The sequence below is a fragment of the Agromyces sp. NPDC127015 genome, from assembly GCF_042725165.1.
GTDB lineage: Bacteria > Actinomycetota > Actinomycetes > Actinomycetales > Microbacteriaceae > Agromyces > Agromyces chromiiresistens.
The window spans coordinates 98,605-119,361 of the sequence record NZ_JBHXDI010000002.1; the positions used below are offsets into that span (position 1 = coordinate 98,605).

Sequence of the window (20,757 nt, forward strand, 5' to 3'; positions counted from 1 at the left end):
GCCCGGCCATGCTGTCGCAACAGCGCAGACTTCCATCGCAAGGAGAGCCATATGGGCGAGTACAACGCCGTCATCGAGATCCCCAAGGGGAGCCGCAACAAGTACGAGGTCGACCACGAGACCGGCCGGGTCTTCCTCGACCGCGTGCTCTACACCGGGTTCGTCTACCCGACCGACTACGGCTTCTTCGAGAACACCCTCGGCGACGACGGCGACCCGCTCGACGTGCTCGTGCTGCTCGAGTACCCGCTCTTCCCGGGCGTCGGCGTCAAGGTGCGCCCGGTCGGCGTCTTCCACATGACCGACGACGGCGGCGGCGACGCGAAGGTCATCGCGGTGCCCGCGGGCGACCCGCGCTGGAACCACATCCAGGACGTCGACTCGATCCCCGAGTTCACGCGCAAGGAGATCGAGCACTTCTTCGAGCACTACAAGGACCTCGAGCCCGGCAAGTGGGTCAAGACCGAGGGCTGGGCGAACGCGGCCGAGGCCGAGGCGCTCATCCAGAAGGCGATCGAGGCGTTCCCCGGTCACTGACCGGTCGAAACTTCGGGATGCCTCGCGGCATCCGGGCAGCGAAAGGGGGCGGGCCGTGCGGCTCGCCCCCTTTCGCCTGCCCACCGGGTCGAGGAGGAGCGCAGCGACCCTCGAAGCCTCAGCCCGCCGGGCGGGCGGCCGCCGAGGGGCTCCCCCAGATGAAGTACTCGCGCACGGGCACGCCCTCGCGCGGCGCCTCGAGGATGCGACCGCCGCCGAGGTAGATCGCCACGTGGTAGTAGTCGCCGCCCGAGCCCCAGAAGAGCAGGTCACCGCGCTCGATGCTGCCGAGCGGCACCGCCTTGCCGCGCGCGGCGAGCGTGTAGTACTGGTTCGTCGCCGAGTGCGTGCCGATGCCGATGCCCGCGTAAGCGTAGGCGCCCTTGGTGAGGCCCGAGCAGTCCCACACGTCGGGGCCGGCGCCGCCGAGCACGTAGCGTTCGCCGAGCTGCTGGCTCGCGAACCAGATCGCCGACTCGACGGCGCTGCGATTCGGCGGTGCCGGAGCCGGCGGCGGGGCGGGCCTGGGCGGCGGGGCCGGAGCAGGGGCGCTGCCGCCACCAGTGCCGCCGTTCCCCGCTGCGGCGTCGTCGCGAGCGTCCTGCTCGCGCTCCTCGCGCTCACGCTCCTCGCGTTCCCGGCGCTCCTGCTCCTCGAGCGCGGCCTGGGCCGCCTCCCGGGCCTGCCCCTCGACGCGCTCACGCTCGAGCTCGGCGGTCGTGTCCTTGAGCGACGCGAGTTGGGCGTAGAGCTGGACCGACCGCTGCTCCGCCTCGGCCACGGCGGCGGTCGCCGCGTCGGCGGCCGCACGGGCCTCATCGGCGCGCGTCTCGGCGACCTCCGCGAGCCGCTCGCGCTCGTCGGCAGCCTGCTCGGCCTGCTCGCGCAGCGAGGCGGCCGAGTTGCGGTCGGCTCGCGCCTGCTCGTAGAGCCCCTGTGCCTGCTCGCCGAGCTTCGCGGCCGTGCCGAGCTGGTGCAGCAGGTCGTCGGCGCGGTCGGGGGCGAACATGAGCTCGCTCGTGAGATCGCCGCCGCCCGAACGGGCGAGGTGCGCAGCGATGAGCCCGGCGCGCATCTTCGAGATCTCGGCGACCGCCTCGGCCTCGTCGGCCTGGCGGCCGAGCGACTGCTCGCGTACGAGGGCGGTGTCGCGCGCGTCGATCGCCTGGCGGTAGGCCTCGTCGGCCTTCATCGAGACCTCGACCGCGGCATCCGCCGTCTGCTGCAGCCCGGCGATGAGCCCGCCGAGCCGGTCGATCTCGGCGAGCTTCGCCGACTCGTTCTGCTTGGCTGCTTCGATCTCGCCCCAGGTCGGGTAGTCGGGCTCGGCCGCCGCCGGCGACCCGACCAGTCCGACCGACGCCGTCACCGCGCCGACGGCGACCGCCGCCGAGAAGGCCGCCGCCGAGCTCCGCGAGATGGGACCGGTACGCTGCTCAGCCAAGGTAGACGCCCCTCGCGGCCATGAACGGCACGGGATCGATGCGGTTCCATCCGTCGTACACCTCGAAGTGGAGGTGGCAGCCCGTGGACGCGCCGGTCGTGCCGGTCCAGGCGATCTGCTGCCCCGCCGACACCCACTGGCCGTAGCCGACGAGCAGGCCGCCGTCGACGATGTGCGCGTACCCGGTCGAGATGCCGCCCCCGTGGTCGATCTTCACGAAGTTGCCGTAGCTGCCCGACCAGCCGGCGTACGTCACGACGCCGCTGTTGGCCGCGTAGATCGGCGACCAGCACCCGGTGGCGAGATCGGTCGCGTAGTGGAAGGAGTTCGAGCAGTACCCGTTCTCGCAGATGACCTCGCGGGGACCGTAGCCGCCCGAGATCCAACCCGAGGCCGGGAGCGCCCAGCCCGACGTTGCGACCCCGCCGGCGCTGCCGTTCTCGATCGCCTCGCGACGGCGGCGCTCCTCCTCCTTGCGGCGGCGCTCCTCTTCTTCCTTGCGCTTGCGCTCGCCCTCTTCGTACGCGGCGGTCGTCTTCGCCTCGGCGTCCTTCAGGAACTTGAGCTGCGCCTCGAGCTCGGTCTTCTTCGCCTGCGACTCGGCGAGCGCGGCCTCGGCCTGCGCCTGCGCCTCCTGCGCGGCGCGCAGCGCCTCCTCGGCGGCGATGCGCAGCTTCTCGCGCTCGGCCTTGGCGACCTCGGCCTGGTCGCCGAGCGCCGCCGCCGCGTTCTGCTTCTCCTGCGCGAGGCTGTACACCTCGCTGGAGCGCTCAACCATCTGGTTCATGCTGCCGAGCTTCGAGAGCAGCGCATCGGTCGACTTCGCGTCGCCGGCCTCGAGGAACAGGTTGACGCTGAGGTCGCCCGCGCCGCTGCGATACAGCTGCGCGGCGACCTGGCCGGCGTTGCGCTCGGCGTCGGCGGCCTCCTTCGCCGAGGCGTCGGCCTCTGCCTGGATGCGCGCGGCCTTGGTCACCGCGTCGTCGTACTTCTGCTGCGCGACCATGAGGTCGTCGGTGCGGCGTTCGGCCTCGGCCCTCGTCTCGGCCACGTTCACCTCGAGCTGCCCGATGAGGCCCTCGATCTCCTCGACCGCCGCGGCGCCGGCGGCGGTGTCGGCCTTCGCCTGCTCGACCTCGTCCCACGTGGGATAGTCGGCGGCGAAGGCGGCCTGCGGTGACGCCACCGCTCCGACGACGGCGACCGAGACGAGCAGGGCGCCGGCCAGTAGTCGTCGCACGGCGCTCGTACGTGGTGTGGTGCGGTCCATGGTTCCCCGTCCACGCGGGCCTCGGGTTCCCCGCGCTCCTCGCTCTCGAATGCAGGCAGTGGCAGCCTTCACGATAGGCACGGGCGAAGCCGAATCCGGGGATTTCAGGGGCATGTCCACGGATGCCTCGGCGCTCCCCGAACTCGTCGACGGACACCCGTGAACCCGGCGAACCAGGCCGCCGCGAGGCATCGCGCCGCTCGTTTTGCACTCTCGCGAATCAGCACGTATGCTTGCTTGTCGGCGGTCATGCCCCAGGCAAGACCTCCGGCCCCATCGTTTAGTGGCCTAGGACACCGCCCTTTCACGGCGGCAGCACGGGTTCGAATCCCGTTGGGGTCACTGAAAAATGGCAAGTACAATTGAACAGTCTCGGTGAGATTTCTCACTACGAGGCCCTGTGGCGCAGTTGGTTAGCGTGCCGCCCTGTCACGGCGGAGGTCGCGGGTTCAAGTCCCGTCAGGGTCGCTCAGGCGACAAGCCCTTTCCCTTACGAGAGAAGGGGCTTTCTCCTTATCGAGATGCTTTCGCACCTCGAGGCTCTGTAGCTCAGTTGGTAGAGCGTTCGACTGAAAATCGAAAGGTCACCGGATCGATGCCGGTCGGAGCCACAGTCAAAACCCCCGGTTTACCGGGGGTTTTTTCGTGTCAGAGGGACATTCCTCGAGGTCGCTCGTGAGGCTGTGCCATTAATGTGCCATTAAGAGTTCGCCTGGTTCGGCGTTGTGCCATTTCTGGTTCTGGGTGGGCTGGCTTGGCTTCGCTCTTGGTGCCGGGCTTGGCTCTGCTCGCATCGGTGCCTTCGTCGGCTCGCTTGAGCGCGTCATTGAGTGCTGCGCCGGCTCGGATCGCGACGCCTTCGCGAGCACGTGAGTAGCGCTCGGTGACCTGCAGGCTCGAATGGCCGAGGGTCGCCTGCACGTCAGGCGCGGTGGCACCGGCGTCGAACAGGATCGTCGCGAACGTGTGCCGCAGGTCGTGTATACGCAGGTCGGGCCGACCGATCGCTTCACGCAGCTCCTCCCAGCCCACCGCGCGGCGGGCGTTGTGATTCGTGAGGCGTCCGCCGTCAGGGCCGTCGAAGAGCAGGTCGCTCCCCCGCTTGCCGCGCGCGGCAGCTTCGGCGTACGGGCGGAGCGCGTCGATCAGCGGGACATCCCGTGACTTGTGGCTCTTGGGCGACTGTTCGATGAGCTCGCCGCGCATGCCCGGACTCAGCGAGCGACTGACGCGGATGACGCCGCGCCCGAAGTCGACGTCGCCGACGCGCAGCGCGGTCGCCTCCCCCGCGCGCATGCCCGTGTAGACGAGGGCGGCGAAGTAGCGGCGGTAGACGCCGTCGGGGATGAGGCCGAGCAGCCTGCTGATCTGCTCGAGCGTGAGCGCCCGCGACACCGGCGAGATCGACTCGCGCATGCTCGGCCGCTTCACCTCGCGGGCCGGGTTGTAGTCGATGAACCGCGAACGGCGCGCGCCGTCGAGCAACCGCGAGAGCACCGCGAGCGCGTCGTTCTTGGCGGATGCCCCGCCCGACCACGCGACCATCGCCGACTCGATCATGGGAGAGGTGATCTCGTCGAGCCGGTGCCGGCCGAGACTCGGCTTCACGCGCAGCCGCCAAGCGACGCCGTAACTGCGGGCCGTCGCCGGGCGGATGGACGACTCGATCGCCGGCCAGTACTTGTCGTACCACTGGTCGAGCGTCATCGACCCGTTCGGGTTGCGGCCGGCGACCATCTTGGCAAGCTCGCGCTTGGCCTCGGCGAGCGTCAAGAAGGTGCGCGACCGCTCGGCGGCGCCGCCCTCGACGCTCGGGCCGACGACGCGGATCTGGTACCGCTGCCGGTCGGCGCGCCAGCGGATGCCCTCGGGCAGCGGCCGACCCGTGCGCGGATCGACCCGCGACGGGGTGTCCTTCGTCGGCCGCCCGGCCATCAGTGTTCCGTTCCACCCCGGGCGAGCAGCTCGTCGATCGTGTCGGCGCTCCAGAGCAGGTGCTTGCCCATGCGTGCGTCGGGCTCGGGGATGAGTCCGTCGTGGCGCAGCTTGTCGAAGCTCGAGACCGGAATGCGACACCGCTCAGCCGCCTCGACTCGGCTCAGGTACTCGACCCTCCACGCGGTGTCGGCCATGACGTTCCTCCTCGACTCATCGGCCGCCGGCTGGCATCTCGTGCATGCCGACCCACGCGCGGCTATTTGCAAGTACCTGAGATTACCACAGCGTCGCAGATTTCGGCAAGTATCTGAGTTAGTGACTAGACTCGTCGCATGCCGGACTCCCCGCACCGCCCTGGCGACCAGTCGCACGACGACCTGCTGCTCGCCGAAGACCTGCCCGATGGCTGGTACCTGCCCAGCCGGTTTCCCGGTGAGCGCGACGACGATGCGAGCGCAAAGATCGACGCGGTGCTCGGCTACGACGACAGCATCACGACCGACTCGCAGGCCGAAGGCCAGCGCACCTCTGACGAGAACGAGACGATCGACGGACGCTGGCGCTACCTCGAGCACGAAGCCACGCACACCCGCGTAATGATCCGCCTGCAGCGCCAGCTTCTCGCCGTGCCCGAGGAGATCCGCATCACCGGCGTGATCTACCTCCCCTGGCGCCCGGGCGACCCGATCACGAGCCAACTCCTCCGTGAGCTGCCCACCGCCCGCATCGAGGCCGCGATCAACAAGCGCCTCTTCGCGATGAAGCGCACGGAGACGATCACCGGCGGCAAGATCGTGCTGCCCTCAGGCCACAAGATCCGCGAGCGCGACCTGCTCAACCCGCTCGGCGACCCGAAGAAGACCCCCGACTTCTACGAGCTTGTCGCCCTGCAGCACGGCCAGCTGACGCAGCAGGGCGACGCGAACCCGAGCGCCACGATGGCGGAGATCAATGGGGTCGCGCTGTCGACCGCACAGGGTTGGATCACGAAGGCCCGCGAGCGCGGACTCCTGCCGCCGGGGCGACGCGGGCGGGCGGGCTAGCAACACCACGGAGTCGGAGGCCACACTCTGCGGCAGCTCCGAAACGAAGCAAAGCGGATCGGCACCTAGAGACCCACCTGATCGCCGCTACCGGACGGGCCCACTGCTGAAGTTGGCGCTGCTCTAGGGCCAACTTCACTGAGCGAGGTAACCGAAAGGACAGCTCGCACACCAAGGTGGGTCCGGTCGAAGTCGGCCGACCGGCGGCTAAGGATGGGCTTCCATGCCCGCAGCGTTCGATCGGCACTCCCGCATCATCTATTGGATGGCCAAATTCCATCGTGGCGGCTATCGAGCTACCCGGCTACGTTCGTGGGCCGCGTGAGAGTAGGTCGCGCCGGCGCGACCTATCCAAGCAGTCCAGTCTGGATTCAACTCGTCATTCGACGTTCTCGTCTGCCCATCGATCGGTACGTAATCGGGAATCCGGTAGTAGCTGTGGGAAGGGGACGGGGGAAAGGTCAGCCGTCTCCGAAAGATCTGTAGCGCACTGTTGCGAGCGTCGAGTAGCCGCATGACCAGGTCCCGAAGGTACTCAACATCCATCTCCACTTCTGCTCCGTCGCGGATTGTCGCTCGTGCCGGATACCAACCCGAAGAGTCATCGTTTCTCATGAACGTCATCGAGGCGTGAATGTGTCGGTCCCGTTCTGTGAGCACGTCGCGGGCTTCCAGGCACCACGCGAGAAGGGCTTCGCGGCTGACAGAGGCCCAGGGCGGTGTTCCGAGCTCGCCGACGCGAGCCTGAATGAGGCCGACGATCCGCTTCGCTGGCTGACGCTCTGGTGCCGAAATGCGGAATACCGCTGCGATGTCGTAGGCATACCGCTCGAGGTCGGCTGCAGCGAGAACGAGGTCCCCGAGCGCGAGGCGCACGCCAACGGGGACATCACGCTCGATCCATGTTTGATCAGTCACATGCCAATCATCGGGTCTCGAACGCGCCTTCGTGCGCGCGCGGCCAGATCAAGCGCGCCCGTCCTATGGCCCATTGCTCGAACTTCGAGAGAAACAACCTCCGGCGACCCAAGAGGAGTTTCTCTACTCGTTCACGGACGGCACACAACGGACTCGGTCGCCTGCAGCGCGTGCGGTCCTCACTCCACCATGGACCGAGCACTCCTCCGTGGCGGTCAACTTCACCGACCTCAACGAGCTATAGGATCAGCCAAGTCGGTGGTCAAGGCGGACCACATGTTTCTGACCCCGGAAGTCGTGCCAGCTATGTCGAACCCTGCGGTTACGCCCATCGTGGCGGTGGACCTCGCAGCCCCCGATGCGCAGGCGCTCGGTCTCGGATCGGGCCCCCCCGTGCCCCCGGAGCATCGCGTGTATTTCTATGACCCGGATCAATGGGAGCAGTTCATCCTCGAGTGGGCACACTCCCTTCACCCCGAATACATCCAGGTGAAGCGCATCGGGGGCAGCGGCGACCAAGGCATCGACATCGCGGGGTTCCTCAGCGACGACCACCTTGAGGGTGAGTGGGATTGCTACCAGGCAAAGCACTACGTCGACGCGCTAACTCCCGCGACCGCCTACGCCGAGATGCTCAAGATGTTCGGACACGTATGCCTGGATCATTACACCTTGCCGCGCAAATACTTCTTCGTGGCACCGCGCGGAGCAGGGCCCACGCTCAACCGCCTCATCAGCCATCCGACTGAATTGAAGGAGAAGTTTCTCCAGGCGATCTCCGATGGCACGCCGCAGGTCGCGGGTGTCGCAATCGACACCCTCGCGGCCGTGAGGAAGTTGGCCGAGAGGACGGACTTCTCGATGTTCACGGCAACTCAGCTCACAGAGCTCCTAACAGGTCACGCTAAAACGCGGTACCACGCATTCCGCTTCGGCACGGCCCTTCCACAGCGAGGGCCAGTCGACGCGCCACCGGCTGAACTCGAAACCAGTGAGGCGCGTTACGTTGAAGAACTGATGCGTGTGTACCGCGAGGCGACCGGCTCAGCAGACATGAGCGTCGCCGACCTGCCAGACCACGCTGACCACTCAAGCCATTTCCAACGCCAACGTCGGGCTTTCTACAGCGCAGAGGCTCTCCGAATGTACGCGCGCGACTCGGTCCCGCCCGGTACCTTCGACCGACTCGTCGACCATATGCACGAAGGTGTCATCGAAGTAGCGGAAGCTGACTACCAGACAGGGCGCGAACGGCTCACGGCGGTGCTCACGCAGGCCACAAACGTGCAACTCGACAGCCAACGCCTCGTTGAGATTACTGGTCCGGAGGACCGCCGCGGGGTGTGCCACCATCTCGCTAACGACGACCGGCTGAAGTGGGTGCGTTGAGATGGGGAGCCCCTTGAATGGAGGTTTGGAGATCGGCGTACGGGTCAGTGCGTTGTTGACGGCCGCGTTTCCGTCGCATCTGGACATTGCACGCCTTGTGCTTCTGGATCATGCCCTGCTTCATACCGCCGATCTAGGGGGCCCACCGAGCCTCCACCCTGAGCTTCCCTTGCGAAGTGGAGAACTCGGGATGAAACGAAGCCTAATCAGCGATGGTGTTGAGTTTGCATGCCGGGTAGGCCTTGCGGAGGTTCACGCCACCGCGGGCGGGATTGAGTTTCGCGCCTCCGAGAACGCGCCGGGCTTTCTGTCCTTGCTGACAGCTGACTACTACGTTGAATTGGCGCAACGCGCTAATTGGGTCTGTGACACGTTTTCCGAGGCGTCCGACCTCGAACTCCGGTCGCGGATCGCTGAACTTCTCGGCGACCGGTCCGAGGAGTTCAGCGCCGCCGATGCTACTGACTACTTGGAGACTCATTGATTCGGCTTACCCATCTCACTCTCGCCGGGACAAACGTCGAGCCCGCGTCCGTGGGCTTCGGTCCAGCACTGTCGGTAATTCACGGGCCGTCTGACACTGGGAAGTCGTTTATCGTCGACGCCATCGACTTCGCGCTCGGCAGCAAGAAGCTCAAGGTAGTCAAAGGCCTGGAGCCCTATTCGCACGTGCTTCTCGGCCTAAAGACAATCGCCGGCGAGAACTTTACTCTCGCACGCCCAATCAAAGGCGGACGAGTTTCTCTGTATGAAGGAGACATCCGCTCCACGCCAACGTTCCCTCCTGAGCAAACTCTGGCGACTCAGCACAATGCGGTGACGGACGATAATCTCTCACGCTTTCTTCTGAAACTGACGGGTTTCGACGGGCTAAAGATCAGGAGGAATGCTCGTAATGAGACAGACTCTCTTAGCTTCCGCAACCTCGCTCATTTCGCGGTAGTCGATGAAACACAGATGCAATCTGAGCTTGAGCCGGTTTACACCGGCATAAGCCCGACCACCCGCACGAAAGAACTGTCGGTTCTCAAGCTCTTGCTAGAGGGCCGAGATGACTCCGACCTGACCGCGATCTCGGCGACACCACAGCAGAAGCGCGCGAAGGCGGCGAAGGCAGAAGTGGTGGAAACGCTCATCCGCGACGTCGACCTGAAACTCCACGGCGTGGCAGAAGAATCTGAGCTGCGCGACCAGCTCTCACGCATCAACGCGAGCACGACGAGTCTAAACAGTTTGGTGAGTGACGCCGTTGGGGCGCGTGCTGAAGCACTGGAGCTGGTAACTAAGTCTGAGGGCGACGTGAAGGCCCTACGTGCCGACTTCCTCAACACGCGTGCCCTGGCCGCGCGACTCGGTCTGCTCGATACGCAGTACGCCTCGGATCTCTCGCGACTAGACATGATTTCAGAAGTTGGCAGCCTCCTCGGATTCTTCTCCACGGCAGTCTGCCCGTTCTGCGGAAGCACCGTGAGCGATTCATCGAAGCACGAATTTGCGCATCAGGAATCAGTCCCGTTTGCGGATGCAGTGAAGTCGGAGATCGAGAAGACCTCACGACTTCATGAAGATCTGCGGAAGACACTGTCTGATCTGGAAACCGATCAAGTGAGCATTCGCGAGGAGCACTCGCGCAACCTCAGCATTCTGCGCGAGCGAGAACAAGCCCTGAGGGAGCTGGACGCCAGTCATGCGCCGGCGCTAACTGAAATCCGCGAGCTTCAAGATCTGCGGCTCGAAGTCGAGAAGTCCTTGGCTCTATGGGACCAGCTGACTACATACCGAACGCTACTTGCCGACATCCAGGCGGAAACTACCGCAGAAAAGGCTGCACAAGCCGAATCGATAGGACTGCTCACCATCGATGCGTTCTCCTCGCAAGTGTCGGATGTGCTCACCCAGTGGGGCTATCCTGACGCCGAGCACTCCAAGTACGACCGGGCAGCAAATGACATCGTGGCTGACGGCCAACTCCGATCGGGCCACGGAAAAGGCGTGCGAGCTGTTCTCCATGCGGCGTTCACGATTGCACTCGCCCAGTACTGTGTGTCGAAGGGGCTGCCGCATCCCGGATTTGTCGTGCTCGACTCTCCGCTCGTGACATACAAGCCGCCGAAGAATGGCGACGAAGATCTCAGCGACGAAGCATCACTCCTTCCACCGGACTTCGCCGCGCGCTTCTACGCGTCCGTTGAGGATCTCGCATCGAATGTTCAAGTCATCGTTATGGAGAATGTGAACCCGCCGGCATCTCAGGGTGGGGGTCTCGAAGAGATTGAGTTCAGCAAGTCGACTTCAGGGTCGTTGCGATATGGGTTCTTCCCATATGCGCCATCCTCACCCACTGCGTCGGAGTAGGCCCACGGCAGGGCATCAATAGAGTCGCGCCCCAGATGAGCCCAACGGGCGCCCCTCAAACGCGGCGCACGCAACCGCATCCGTGAGATGTCTGGTCGACGCTCCTGGGAGCCGTTGACTCACCTGCGCCACACGCACGGCGGATGGCCTACGCGCTCGCTGGCGGTCGCACGCGACGCTCCCGTTTCGCGCATCGCCGGACGAGCTCCGGCAGCCGAAACGGAGGAAACGATACTCGAGGCGGATCGGTAACCTGAGCGGGAGATTTGGGTGCCATGTACACTGGCCCCGGGCATAGGGACATGCCCGCGGCTCGCGCGAAGGCTTCGCCAGTTCCAGCAGTACCTCACGAACCATCTGTGATCTCACCGCGGTTCGGCTGTCTATGCGAGCGACTATGCCGGGCCGGAAAGTGACATCACATGGATTCCGTTCGCGCTTTCAAGATTCTCGCCCGCCAGCGACTCAAGGAGCACCGCACTCCGCCGGAAGAGGCGCGCTCCCTGCAGAGGACACAGCACCTCATCGCGCAGGAGGCCGGGTTCACGAACTGGGCTGCCCTTCGCTCGGCGGACGACTTTGAACGCCGGCTCGCGCTGCTCATGCAGGACTGGCCGCAGCTCACAAGCGTCGGCATGGACGGTATCCGGGGTACCGCGTTCGGCACGCGCAAGTACTTCGCCCTCTCGCCTCAGGAACGCGACATGAAGCTCACCGAGCTGCGCGAGTATTTGCGCGGCGAGCTCGAGGCGATCCGGTGGGTCCACGACTGGCTGATCGAGAGCGTTACACCGCTAAAGGGCCTGAACCGCTCACGTTCGAGTTATGGACTCAAGCACCTGGCAGAAGAGCTCCGAGGCGACTATCTCACCAACGGCGCGTTCATCGCCGGTGCGCTTCTGGCGGGCTTCACCAGCGACGTGACCGGACCCAACCAGCTTGAGCGCAACGTGAGATTCAACATGAGCGAGCGGGACCTCAAGGCAGAGGAGCGCCGTCGCGACGCAGTTCGCCGCGATCGTCGCCTCGCACGCACGACCCAGCCGAGCGACCGTGTGTTCTTGTCTCACGGACCTGACTACGACGATGGCGAACTCATCGCACGGTCAGAGCTGCCGGACTATGCGTTTCGCGCCGCCGGGAACATCGACGGCAGTAAGTTCGACGGCCTCGAAGGCGACGGACCTCGTTGGTACGAGGAGTGGGTCGTCGAACACTAGGAAGCTCCCCCCGGGCAAAGCTCGTTCTGTGCATCGCTCCCAGCGGGAACAGCCCAGCTGCCGCGGGGCATCAGCCAATCCGTGCACGAATGGTCCACTCACGGGCACTGCCCGAATGAGGATCAGTCAACGACTCAATGGCGCAATCCTCACATGCAGCTGATCACTACGACGATGCTCCGCCAAAGGGCACCTATGCGAACTGCTCCAAGGTTGCTCTACGGTCACGCGCATACGTCCATCCATCCGCTTCAGAATGGATGGACGTATGCTACCATAGGTAGTTGCAAGAACCTGAGTTTGCTCGGAGGAAGGCGATGCGTGGTGGAGTGATCCTGTACCGAGGTTCCGGGGCCGACGCGCGCCGCTACCTCGAGTCCGATCGCTCCCGCGCCGACGACTACTACCTCGAAGGCGGCACGGCGCTGGCCGAGTTCTCCGTCGTCGACGGCAACGGCGACCTGATCGGCGAGGGCGCACTCATCCCCGACCAGTACGCCCAGTGGGTCGACTGGATCAACCCGCTTACCGGCGAGTCGATGGGTACACCCCGCCACGCCGGCGACGCTCGCCACGGATCACCGCGGTTCGCCGAGATGGTCGTGAACGCGCCGAAATCGCTGTCGATCGCCGCGGCACTGCACCCCGAGGTATCCGATGCTCTCGATGCGGCGCAGCGCGATGCGGTCGCCGAGATCCGCGTCTGGCTCGGCCAGCACTCGGTCACGCGGGTCGGCCCGCGCGGCGGGCAGCGGGTGGTGCCGGTCGAGCAGCTCGAGACGGTCGCGGTCTCACACAAGACCTCGCGAGCGGGCGACCCGCACCGGCACATCCACTTCCAGATCGGCACGCGAGTCTGGGCGGATGCCACATGGCGAGGTCTCGACACGGCGGCGCTGTTCCGGCAGCAAGGTGCGATCCGCGCGCTCGGCACAGCCGTGATCGCAGCTCACCCGCAGCTCGCGGCGACCCTCGACGCGCACGGCCTCACGCTCGATCCGGTGACGGCCGAGGCCACCGAACTGCAGTCGTTCAACGCGGCGATGAGCAAGCGTGCCGAGCAGGTTGCGCGCAACCTGGCTCGCTTCGAGAAGGCATGGCGAACGGCGCATCCGGGCCAGGAACCAGGACCAGCCGCGATGTCGCGACTGACCGCGATGGCGTGGGATCACGAGCGGCCGCACAAGAAGCCGACCCGGCTCGGCAGCGAGGATGCGTGGCGACGCGAGCTCGAGGCATCCGGCTATCGACCTGATCTCGAACGCGTGCGGGCGCAACGAGCCGTCGCGCTCGATGAGCTGAGCGTGCAGGATGTCGCGTCCCGCGCGCTCGATCGATGCGCCGCCGCCGCGTCGACATGGACGGTGCACGACATCCAGGAGCACGTGTCGCACCTCGTGACCGAGGCCGGCGTGCGTGCCGACCCGACGCCGCTGCGCGAGTTCGTCATACTCGCCACCGAGCTCGCCGAGGAGAACTGCCTGTCGGTGCTGCCGCCCGATGGGCCACGTCCTGAGCACGTCGCGCACCTGACGAGCGCGCACGTCATCGCCGTCGAGACGCGACTGCGCGATCTGCTGACCGCCCGCGCCGAGCGGCCGCAGGTGCGCACGCCGGACCTGCCGCGCATTGCACAGCGACTCCGACTCGACCCGGCACAGGCGCGCGCAGCCGCGGCCGTGGCATCCACCCAATCGCTCGCCGTAGTGGAGGGTGCGGCCGGCGCGGGCAAGACGACGATGCTCGCCGCCGCGATCAAGGCGGCGGCGATGCAGGGTCGCAGGACCCGCGTGGTCACGCCGACGAAGAAGGCGGCCGACGTAGCGCATCAGGAGCTCGGGGTTGCGGCCGACAGCGTCGCCAAACTCGTGCACGAGCACGGGTGGCGGTGGAATCGCGACGGCGTGTGGACGCGGCTCGCCATCGGCGACCGCGACCCTGACACGGATGCCGCGTACGCCGGCCCTGCGGCACCTGCTCGACTGCGCCGCGGCGAGCGAATCGTCGTCGACGAGGCGGGCATGCTCGACCAGGACTCCGCGCTCGCGCTGCTGATCATCGCCGATGCGGCCGGCGCCGCGGTCGCGCTGGTCGGCGACCATGCGCAGCTCTCGGCAGTCGGCCGCGGTGGCGTACTCGAGATGGCCGCGCAACTCCTCCCCCGCGTGCACCGTATGACGGCCGTGCACCGATTCGTCGACCCGAAGTACGCCGCGCTCACCGTGCAGATGCGGCGAGGGGATCATCCGGAGTCGGTGTTCGATCGGCTGTGCGCGCTCGGTCTCGTTGCCATTCATGAGAGCCCGGATGCGCAGCTCGAGGCGCTTGCGCGCGAGTGGCACGAGGGTTGCGCGATGACCGTTGCGACGAATGACGAGGCGCGCGAGTTGAATGCGCGGATTCGCGAGGCGCGCGTGCGGGCCGGCGATGTCGATGACGGGCGCATTGTGATCGGGCGCGACGGGCTGAGCATTGGGCGCGGCGACGTGATTCAGACGCGGCGGAACCACTCTGGCGTGCGGGTGACGAATCGCCAAGTGTGGATCGTTCGGAGCGTGGGCGAGGATGGCGCCGTGTGGGCCACCGAGCACGCCGCTGGCTATCGCCCGCGGTCAGTGCGACTGCCAGCCGAGTACGTGTCCGAGCACACGCATCTCGCGTACGCCGCGACAGCTCACGGTGTGCAGGGCATGACCTCGGACGAGTCGCACACAGTGGTCGGCGATGCGATCGGTGCTGCAAGTGTCTACGTGGGGACGACGCGGGGGCGGTACATGAACCGTGTGCACCTCGTGGCAGCGGATGTCGATGACGCGCGGGAGCAGTTCGTCGTTGCGATGGTTCGGGATCGCGCCGACCGCGGGCTCACGAGAGCTAGGGCGGCTGCGCGCTCGTCAGTGCTTGGGCTCGCGCCCAACACGGCGCCCAGAAGGACGCCGGACGCAGGCCTCAGCTTGAGTTAGGTAGTCTCCTCCAAGATTCGTGCCACTGCCCGCGCGAAGTAGATCCGGCCGTACGTTTCACCAGTGATCTCACGTACCGCACCCAACTCCACAAGTTCAGATACCCGCCGGGCAGCGGTGTTGGTGGCAACGCCCAGTGCACGGCGCAGGTCTTCAATCACAAACACAGGATTAGCGATGACGAAGTCAGCAACTTCCATGCCGATACGGCGATGACCCGCTCGTGCTGCCTCGCGAACAATCGTGTCTCGGTACTCAAAGAGCGCATCGATCACTCGTAGGGCAGCCCTCGCCCTACTCGCTACCGCTTCGCAGAACACGCGAATCCACGCGTCGAAGTCTCCCGTGACGCTCACATCGCGAAGTGCGTCGATGTACTCGGCCTTTCGAGGCTCGAACCAAGCAGACAAATTCAGAACGGGGTGCTCGAGCTCGCCAGCTGCGATCAGCTGAAGCGTAATGATCAGTCGGCCAAGCCTGCCGTTTCCGTCAGAAAAAGGATGAAGAGTCTCGAACTGGTAGTGGGCCATCGCAACCTTGGCGAGAAGGGGGATCCTATGCGTGTCATTGTTCACCCACTTTTCCCAGTCTGAGAACCCCTCTTCAAGGGCTCGTCCATTGGGGACCGGAACGAACCTGGCGTCCTCAACTGGAGCGCCTTCCTCGCCCACGAACACCTGCTTCTGGCGCAACATGCCGGCATCGTGCCCATCGCCACGCGTGCCACGAATCAGGATTTGGTGGAGAGCCTCGACTACTCGACGGCTCACAGGAAGGCTTTGAATCAGGGAGAGACCCTCGGTTGCGGCCGCAATGTAGTTACGAATCTCACGGAGTTCGTAGGTGGGGGTGCCGTCCGCATACTCAGCGGTGAGGATTTCGTCGAGGGTTGCGAAGGTTCCTTCGATGGCTGAGGTCGCTTTCGCTTCCGTTGCAAGCACAGGACGAACAAGGAGATCTGGATTCGGGAGAAAGTGAATTCGGGCGTTCAGCTGCCCAAGCGCTCGATCGGCCTCCGACATGACGAATACAGTCTCGGTGGTTAGCGTGACCTCGTCAGGCAGGGGGGCCGGAACGAAGGCGAAGTAATTGTAGGAGCGATCGAATCGGGCATCGTATCCGCTGATCGGAGTCAGGGTCCCAACTGGGGAAGCACCAAATGCGTCTAGGTCCACATTGTCAGCTTAGGGGCTCAATTGACATTTGTTTCGTGATTTCCAATCTGATCGGAGTGGGCGCGATTGGAGTTTGCGCGGCGACGAACGAATGCCAATGCCATTACCGTTTGCAATTGCGTTGACATGCGATTGTCATTTGCGCTCCGCTTTTGACCATCTGTGGACAACATTGTCAATTGCGTTTGTGCTGACAGAGCGATTGTCATTTGCGCTCCGCTTTTGACCGCTCGTCAACAGCATTGTCTAAATCATCTGCGTTCTATTTGGCTTGTCATTCTGCGCTGCTATTCAGATTGGTCCCCGGCGCGTCCGGCACCTAAATGCAGGCACGCGCGGGAGAACCGATCTCGGGCGGCGAGGCAATACAGTGCGAACATGCTCAGGTCGTTGGTTTTGAGGAACTTCAAAGGGTTCGAACAGTTCACAGTCCGATTCGGCCGAAACTCGCTCCTCGTTGGCCCCAACAATGCCGGCAAGTCCACGATTGTGGCGGCGATCAGGCTTGCCGCCGCTGCGGGAAAGCTAGCCTCACGTCGTAACCCCACTGACACCTTTGACGACGGCGGACGCACAGTCCGAGGTTTTCCAATTAGCGCGCTCACTGGAAGTGGTTTTGTTGCAGAAAATGTGCGTCACGAGTTCCGCAATAAGGAGGCGCGGGTCGAGCTGACCTTCACGAGTGGCGCGACTCTCCATCTTGTGTGGCCCACGGATGATCAGCCACCGTTCTTCTGGGTCACGCACCCGGATGGCCCAAACTTCATCATGGCAGCAAGAGCAAGGGAAGTTCTGACTCCCATCGGGGCGGTGCCCACTCTCACTCCACTCGAATACGACGAAAGCAAGCTGGGGACGGCCTACATCAGAGAGAAGGTCGAGACCAAGCTCGCGAGCCGACACTTTCGAAATCACTTGCGCAATGTGAAGTCCACCAGCGGGGACGAGTTCGCCGACCTGCTCAAATTCCTTCTGGACAATTCTCCGGAGCTAAGCGCCTTACGGGTCGACGATGACTACCGGGATGGAAATGTCTGGATCGACGTCTACTACAAAGATGTGGGGAGCGCGGTCGACAAGGAAATCTATTGGGCGGGCGATGGCCTTCAAATCTGGTTGCAGTTGCTTTTCCACATTTGGAGGAACCGAACCGCGGAGGTGCTCGTCTTGGATGAGCCAGACGTGTTTCTCCACCCTGACCTGCAGCGCCGTCTCATCCGTGTCCTCGAGGAGAATCCGCAGCAGGCCATCTTGGCGAGCCACGCACCCGAAATGGCAAGCGAGGCCGAACAAGGCAGCGTTGTCTGGGTCGAACGCGCCCGGAAGACGGCGCGGCGCGTCGGTGGCGACAAGGACTTCGGTGACCTTACCGATGTACTTGGTAGCGGCTTCAACTTGGCCGTTGCACGCGCCCTTCGTTCCAAGGTCGCCCTCTTCGTGGAGGGGGATGACATGCAACTCATTCGGACAGTAGCCCGGCGGCTTAAGCTGATGAACCTTGCAACAGAAAAGAACCTCACCGTCATCCCCATCGGAGGCTTCTCCCGATGGCCTGGGGTGGAGGCGTTCGCGTGGCTAAAGAAGTCGTTCCTTGGAAGTCGAGTCTCGGTTTCGCTGCTGCTCGACCGCGACTACCGGACGGACGAAGACGTCAGGGCAATCGAAGCTCAACTTCTTGGCTCAGACGTTCACGCTCACATCTGGCGAAGGAAGGAGATCGAGAACTACTTCTTGGTTCCGGAACTTATCGCGGGCCTCACGCAACTGCCCGGATCGGAGTGCAACGACTTACTGTTGTCGATCGCAGAAAGCTTCAGAAATGAAGTATCCGGCCAGCTCATCGCCGCTGAAGTCGCTGGTGCACGTAAGGGCATCGATCATGCCACCTCGATCGCCGCAGCGATGAAGACGTTTGAGGCCAGATGGGCAACTGAGGACTCTCGCCTAGCCTGCATACCTGGGAAGCGCGCACTCGCTTTGTTGAACACTCACCTGCAGGCCCTGCAGAAGCCCACAGTGACGGCCCGCAAGTTGGCAGCTCGGATAAGCCTCGAGAATGTCGATAGCGAACTCGCGAACGCCCTAGGGGATATTGAACAGCAGCTGATTTGAGCGGCCCGCTGGGCTTGAATCGACGCGGTGATTTCGTCGATGAAGAGCTCAGTCGTGCGGGCATTCCTTAGCGGTGCGCGCCATCGAGAATTCGTGAACATGGTCGCGAACTTTTCGGGCTCCAGCGACGGATACATGGTGTGAGCACAGACAGCGAATTGATCCAGCGGTCGCGAGATCAACCTGCAGTGTTCGGGGAGTTGTTCACCCGGCACTCCAGGGCGATCTTCCGATACGCCGCAAGCCGGGTCGGGCCAGAGAAGGCGGAGGACGTACTTTCCAACACGTTCCTCGCAGCGTTCGAGCGCCGCAGACGCTTCGATCAAGCCTACGAATCGGCGTTGCCCTGGCTGCTCGGGTTCGCCAGCATGGCGATCCGTCAACACCGTCGAGACGAGGCCCGCCACTGGGCCGGCTACCTCTATCCCGTGGCAGCTGAATCTCTGGCGGTGGTCCGGGACGACGCCGCCGTGTTCGCCGCCGAACTGGCGTTAGTGGCCGAGGCCGTCAGGCATCTGGCGCCACGAGACCGTGATGCGCTGTTGCTCCACGTATCTGCGGGGCTCGGGTATGCCGACGTCGGCCGCGCACTGGGCATTCCGATCGGAACTGTCCGCTCACGAATCAACCGGGCACGCGCACAGCTCCGGGAAGCGACGGGCCGGACCACCGGCGAGAAGGAGGAACAGACGAATGGACGAGTTCAGCACGCTCCGGTCACTGAGTACTGACGCACCCGAGCCGACGCTCGCCACCCTGACGCGTTCGCGTCAGGCGCTCGATGACCGGATCGCAGGGAACCGGCATCCGTCATCTCTGCGTCGACGCACGATCGCACGGACCGCGGTGGCGCTCGGAGGGTTCGTCGTCGTCGCCGGCGCCACGACCGGCGCTGCCGCCATCGTTAGCGCTTTCACACCGGTCGACTACGAGATCGGCCTGGTCGCTCAGTACCAGCCGGCGTTCGTCGACTGTCTGACAGAGCGCGGGTGGGCCGACTCCGGTCCTTCGCCCGAGGGCGCCGACTGGGCCCGGTTCACCGTTCCCGACTACGAGAATTTCCGCTTCACCAACGACGTCGACGCGTGCCGGGCCCAGGTCGCCGACGAGTATGGTGTGACGGTCCAGACGCTCCTGCCCATCGACTGACGAGCACCCGTCAGGATCGGAACCGCCGGCCTGCCGCACCAAGGTAGGGAGGCAGCATGCCCGCTCCCATCAACTCTGCAGCCGTCAACTTCCACACCGGACGAAGCTCTGCGTCGCGGAGACGCGAAGCATGTCCGTGCCGATGAGAAGCCCGTTGCGATGACTTGGCCCCCGTCTTGCCCAGTCGCTTCAGTACGCTGGCGAGAGCGCCGGAACGAATGGGAGTCGTATGTCGCAAACGCCGGTTGCCGTGGTCGCGGGCGCAAGCGGGTTCGTCGGTGCAGCGATCGTGCGAGCTCTTGCCGACGACGGACACGTCGTGCGGCGGATCGGACGAAGCGGCGAAGTCACTTGGAACGATCCCGCTGCGATCGCGCACGCTGTCGACGGGTCGTCGGTGCTGGTGAACATGGCTGGCAAGTCAGTGAACTGCCGCTACACCGACGTGAACCGAGACGAAATTCTCCGGTCGAGGGTGGACACCACGAGCGCACTCCGGGCTGCGGTTCGGAGTGCTGCGGCGCCACCCGCGCTGTGGCTGAATGCCTCCACCGCGACGATCTATCGGCACAGCACGGATCGCCCGAACACCGAAGCGGACGGCGAGCTTGGGGAGGGATTCTCCGTCGACGTCGCGCGCAACTGGGAGCGGGAACTCTTCGCCGGTGACCTGCCCCACACTCGCCGTGTCGCGCTTCGCATGGCCATCGTGTTGGGTGACGGGCCGGCGACGAAAACGCTGGTGACGCTCACGCGCCTCGGTCTCGGCGGTCCGCAGATCGACAGCCCGTGGTTCCCGCACCGGCGCTACCGTGGCATCGGGCCATCGCCGACCGGTGCTGGTCGGGCGGAATGGCATCGCACCCGGGGCCGGCAGAAGTTCAGCTGGATTCACCTCGACGATGTCATCGGCGCCATCCGTTTTATCCGCGATCACGATGATCTCTCGGGACCCGTGAACCTCGCGAGCCCCAACCCGAGCGACAACCGAACGCTTATGCGAACCCTGCGCGAGAGCGTCGGCGCGCCCATCGGCCTCCCCGCGTGGAGATGGATGCTCGAGCCCGCGATGTGGGCACTCCGGACCGAACCGGAACTCGTTCTCAAGAGCCGGTGGGTGCTTCCCGCCGCGCTCGTCGAGGCCGGCTACACCTTCGAGTACCCCGACTTGAGCGCCGCGATCAAGAACGTCTCAGCCCGCTGAGGAAAGGGCCTTCGCAACACGCGCCGTAGTCGCAGGACGA

General features: G+C 64.8%; 17 protein-coding genes and 3 tRNA genes. 14 read left to right on the plus strand and 6 right to left on the minus strand.

Going from position 1 to position 20,757, the window contains the following annotated elements:
* The first annotated feature begins 51 nt into the window (after window positions 1-51).
* Entirely contained in the window at window positions 52-537 is a 486-nt protein-coding gene (gene ppa / locus ACFWGP_RS06820; RefSeq protein WP_231429998.1) for an inorganic diphosphatase, read from the plus strand.
* Window positions 538-655: 118 nt separating this feature from the next.
* On the opposite strand, the gene ACFWGP_RS06825 is transcribed toward ppa, so the two are convergent.
* Both ACFWGP_RS06825 and ACFWGP_RS06830 read right to left on the minus strand, forming a co-directional pair.
* On the minus strand, window positions 656-1,981 hold the full coding sequence (locus ACFWGP_RS06825) for a C40 family peptidase (protein WP_376930471.1): 1,326 nt from the start codon (window positions 1,979-1,981) through the stop codon (window positions 656-658).
* Complete coding sequence (locus tag ACFWGP_RS06830; protein ID WP_231429996.1) at window positions 1,974-3,221, minus strand: M23 family metallopeptidase; 1,248 nt, start codon at window positions 3,219-3,221, stop codon at window positions 1,974-1,976. The genes ACFWGP_RS06825 and ACFWGP_RS06830 overlap by 8 nt, the downstream gene beginning before the upstream one ends.
* Window positions 3,222-3,520: 299 nt before the next feature.
* Between ACFWGP_RS06830 and ACFWGP_RS06835 the strand changes: the two genes are divergently transcribed.
* The 3 genes from ACFWGP_RS06835 (at window position 3,521) to ACFWGP_RS06845 (ending at window position 3,862) form a co-directional block, all read left to right on the plus strand.
* A tRNA-Glu gene (locus ACFWGP_RS06835) sits at window positions 3,521-3,593 on the plus strand.
* Window positions 3,594-3,645: 52 nt separating this feature from the next.
* Window positions 3,646-3,719 (plus strand) — tRNA-Asp (locus ACFWGP_RS06840).
* A 70-nt stretch (window positions 3,720-3,789) separates the two neighbouring features.
* Window positions 3,790-3,862: transfer RNA gene (locus ACFWGP_RS06845), tRNA-Phe, on the plus strand.
* A gap of 37 nt (window positions 3,863-3,899) precedes the next feature.
* On the opposite strand, the gene ACFWGP_RS06850 is transcribed toward ACFWGP_RS06845, so the two are convergent.
* Both ACFWGP_RS06850 and ACFWGP_RS06855 read right to left on the minus strand, forming a co-directional pair.
* Window positions 3,900-5,186, minus strand: coding sequence for a tyrosine-type recombinase/integrase (locus ACFWGP_RS06850; protein WP_376930472.1), 1,287 nt, complete (start codon window positions 5,184-5,186; stop codon window positions 3,900-3,902).
* The gene (locus tag ACFWGP_RS06855) at window positions 5,186-5,383 is read right to left on the minus strand and encodes an XRE family transcriptional regulator (protein WP_127794348.1); all 198 of its coding nucleotides are present in this window, start codon (window positions 5,381-5,383) and stop codon (window positions 5,186-5,188) included. The genes ACFWGP_RS06850 and ACFWGP_RS06855 overlap by 1 nt, the downstream gene beginning before the upstream one ends.
* 138 nt (window positions 5,384-5,521) lie before the next feature.
* On the opposite strand from ACFWGP_RS06855, the gene ACFWGP_RS06860 reads away from it, so the two are divergent.
* A complete protein-coding gene (locus ACFWGP_RS06860) occupies window positions 5,522-6,232 on the plus strand; it encodes a hypothetical protein (RefSeq protein WP_376930473.1) in 711 nt (236 codons plus the stop codon).
* A gap of 288 nt (window positions 6,233-6,520) precedes the next feature.
* On the opposite strand, the gene ACFWGP_RS06865 is transcribed toward ACFWGP_RS06860, so the two are convergent.
* Window positions 6,521-7,150: a hypothetical protein gene (locus tag ACFWGP_RS06865; RefSeq protein WP_376930474.1), complete on the minus strand. Its 630-nt coding sequence runs from the start codon at window positions 7,148-7,150 to the stop codon at window positions 6,521-6,523.
* Window positions 7,151-7,426: 276 nt separating this feature from the next.
* Between ACFWGP_RS06865 and ACFWGP_RS06870 the strand changes: the two genes are divergently transcribed.
* The 5 genes from ACFWGP_RS06870 (at window position 7,427) to mobF (ending at window position 15,077) form a co-directional block, all read left to right on the plus strand.
* A complete protein-coding gene (locus ACFWGP_RS06870; protein ID WP_376930475.1) occupies window positions 7,427-8,539 on the plus strand; it encodes an ABC-three component system protein in 1,113 nt (370 codons plus the stop codon).
* A gap of 25 nt (window positions 8,540-8,564) precedes the next feature.
* Window positions 8,565-9,023 (plus strand): ABC-three component system middle component 2, encoded by a 459-nt coding sequence (locus ACFWGP_RS06875; RefSeq protein WP_376930476.1) that lies wholly within the window; start codon window positions 8,565-8,567, stop codon window positions 9,021-9,023.
* Window positions 9,024-9,073: 50 nt separating this feature from the next.
* Window positions 9,074-10,894: a hypothetical protein gene (locus ACFWGP_RS06880; protein ID WP_376930477.1), complete on the plus strand. Its 1,821-nt coding sequence runs from the start codon at window positions 9,074-9,076 to the stop codon at window positions 10,892-10,894.
* Window positions 10,895-11,316: 422 nt separating this feature from the next.
* Complete coding sequence (locus ACFWGP_RS06885; protein ID WP_376930478.1) at window positions 11,317-12,114, plus strand: hypothetical protein; 798 nt, start codon at window positions 11,317-11,319, stop codon at window positions 12,112-12,114.
* A 317-nt stretch (window positions 12,115-12,431) separates the two neighbouring features.
* Window positions 12,432-15,077 (plus strand): MobF family relaxase, encoded by a 2,646-nt coding sequence (gene mobF, locus ACFWGP_RS06890; RefSeq protein ID WP_376930479.1) that lies wholly within the window; start codon window positions 12,432-12,434, stop codon window positions 15,075-15,077.
* Here mobF and ACFWGP_RS06895 read toward each other — a convergent pair.
* Window positions 15,074-16,252, minus strand: a complete 1,179-nt coding sequence (locus tag ACFWGP_RS06895; RefSeq protein ID WP_376930480.1) for a Fic family protein — start codon at window positions 16,250-16,252, stop codon at window positions 15,074-15,076. The two genes, mobF and ACFWGP_RS06895, sit on opposite strands and share 4 nt — an antisense overlap.
* Before the next feature lie 378 nt (window positions 16,253-16,630).
* Between ACFWGP_RS06895 and ACFWGP_RS06900 the strand changes: the two genes are divergently transcribed.
* From ACFWGP_RS06900 to ACFWGP_RS06915, 4 genes are all read left to right on the plus strand, one after another.
* Window positions 16,631-18,364 (plus strand): ATP-dependent endonuclease, encoded by a 1,734-nt coding sequence (locus ACFWGP_RS06900; protein ID WP_376930481.1) that lies wholly within the window; start codon window positions 16,631-16,633, stop codon window positions 18,362-18,364.
* Window positions 18,365-18,504: 140 nt separating this feature from the next.
* Window positions 18,505-19,095: an RNA polymerase sigma factor gene (locus ACFWGP_RS06905; RefSeq protein WP_376930482.1), complete on the plus strand. Its 591-nt coding sequence runs from the start codon at window positions 18,505-18,507 to the stop codon at window positions 19,093-19,095.
* Window positions 19,058-19,513 (plus strand): hypothetical protein, encoded by a 456-nt coding sequence (locus ACFWGP_RS06910; protein WP_376930483.1) that lies wholly within the window; start codon window positions 19,058-19,060, stop codon window positions 19,511-19,513. The genes ACFWGP_RS06905 and ACFWGP_RS06910 overlap by 38 nt, the downstream gene beginning before the upstream one ends.
* Window positions 19,514-19,742: 229 nt before the next feature.
* Window positions 19,743-20,717 (plus strand): epimerase, encoded by a 975-nt coding sequence (locus tag ACFWGP_RS06915; protein ID WP_376930484.1) that lies wholly within the window; start codon window positions 19,743-19,745, stop codon window positions 20,715-20,717.
* Window positions 20,718-20,757 lie beyond the last annotated feature (40 nt).

What these genes read in the sequence shown, in the direction of transcription:
- ppa (WP_231429998.1), top strand. Translation starts at nt 52, where the DNA reads ATGGGCGAGTACAACGCCGTCATCGAGATCCCCAAGGGGAGCCGCAAC.
- ACFWGP_RS06850 (WP_376930472.1), bottom strand. Translation starts at nt 5,186, where the DNA reads ATGGCCGGGCGGCCGACGAAGGACACCCCGTCGCGGGTCGATCCGCGC.
- ACFWGP_RS06855 (WP_127794348.1), bottom strand. Translation starts at nt 5,383, where the DNA reads ATGGCCGACACCGCGTGGAGGGTCGAGTACCTGAGCCGAGTCGAGGCG.
- ACFWGP_RS06860 (WP_376930473.1), top strand. Translation starts at nt 5,522, where the DNA reads ATGCCGGACTCCCCGCACCGCCCTGGCGACCAGTCGCACGACGACCTG.
- ACFWGP_RS06870 (WP_376930475.1), top strand. Translation starts at nt 7,427, where the DNA reads ATGTTTCTGACCCCGGAAGTCGTGCCAGCTATGTCGAACCCTGCGGTT.
- ACFWGP_RS06885 (WP_376930478.1), top strand. Translation starts at nt 11,317, where the DNA reads ATGGATTCCGTTCGCGCTTTCAAGATTCTCGCCCGCCAGCGACTCAAG.
- mobF (WP_376930479.1), top strand. Translation starts at nt 12,432, where the DNA reads ATGCGTGGTGGAGTGATCCTGTACCGAGGTTCCGGGGCCGACGCGCGC.
- ACFWGP_RS06900 (WP_376930481.1), top strand. Translation starts at nt 16,631, where the DNA reads ATGCTCAGGTCGTTGGTTTTGAGGAACTTCAAAGGGTTCGAACAGTTC.
- ACFWGP_RS06910 (WP_376930483.1), top strand. Translation starts at nt 19,058, where the DNA reads ATGGACGAGTTCAGCACGCTCCGGTCACTGAGTACTGACGCACCCGAG.
- ACFWGP_RS06915 (WP_376930484.1), top strand. Translation starts at nt 19,743, where the DNA reads ATGTCGCAAACGCCGGTTGCCGTGGTCGCGGGCGCAAGCGGGTTCGTC.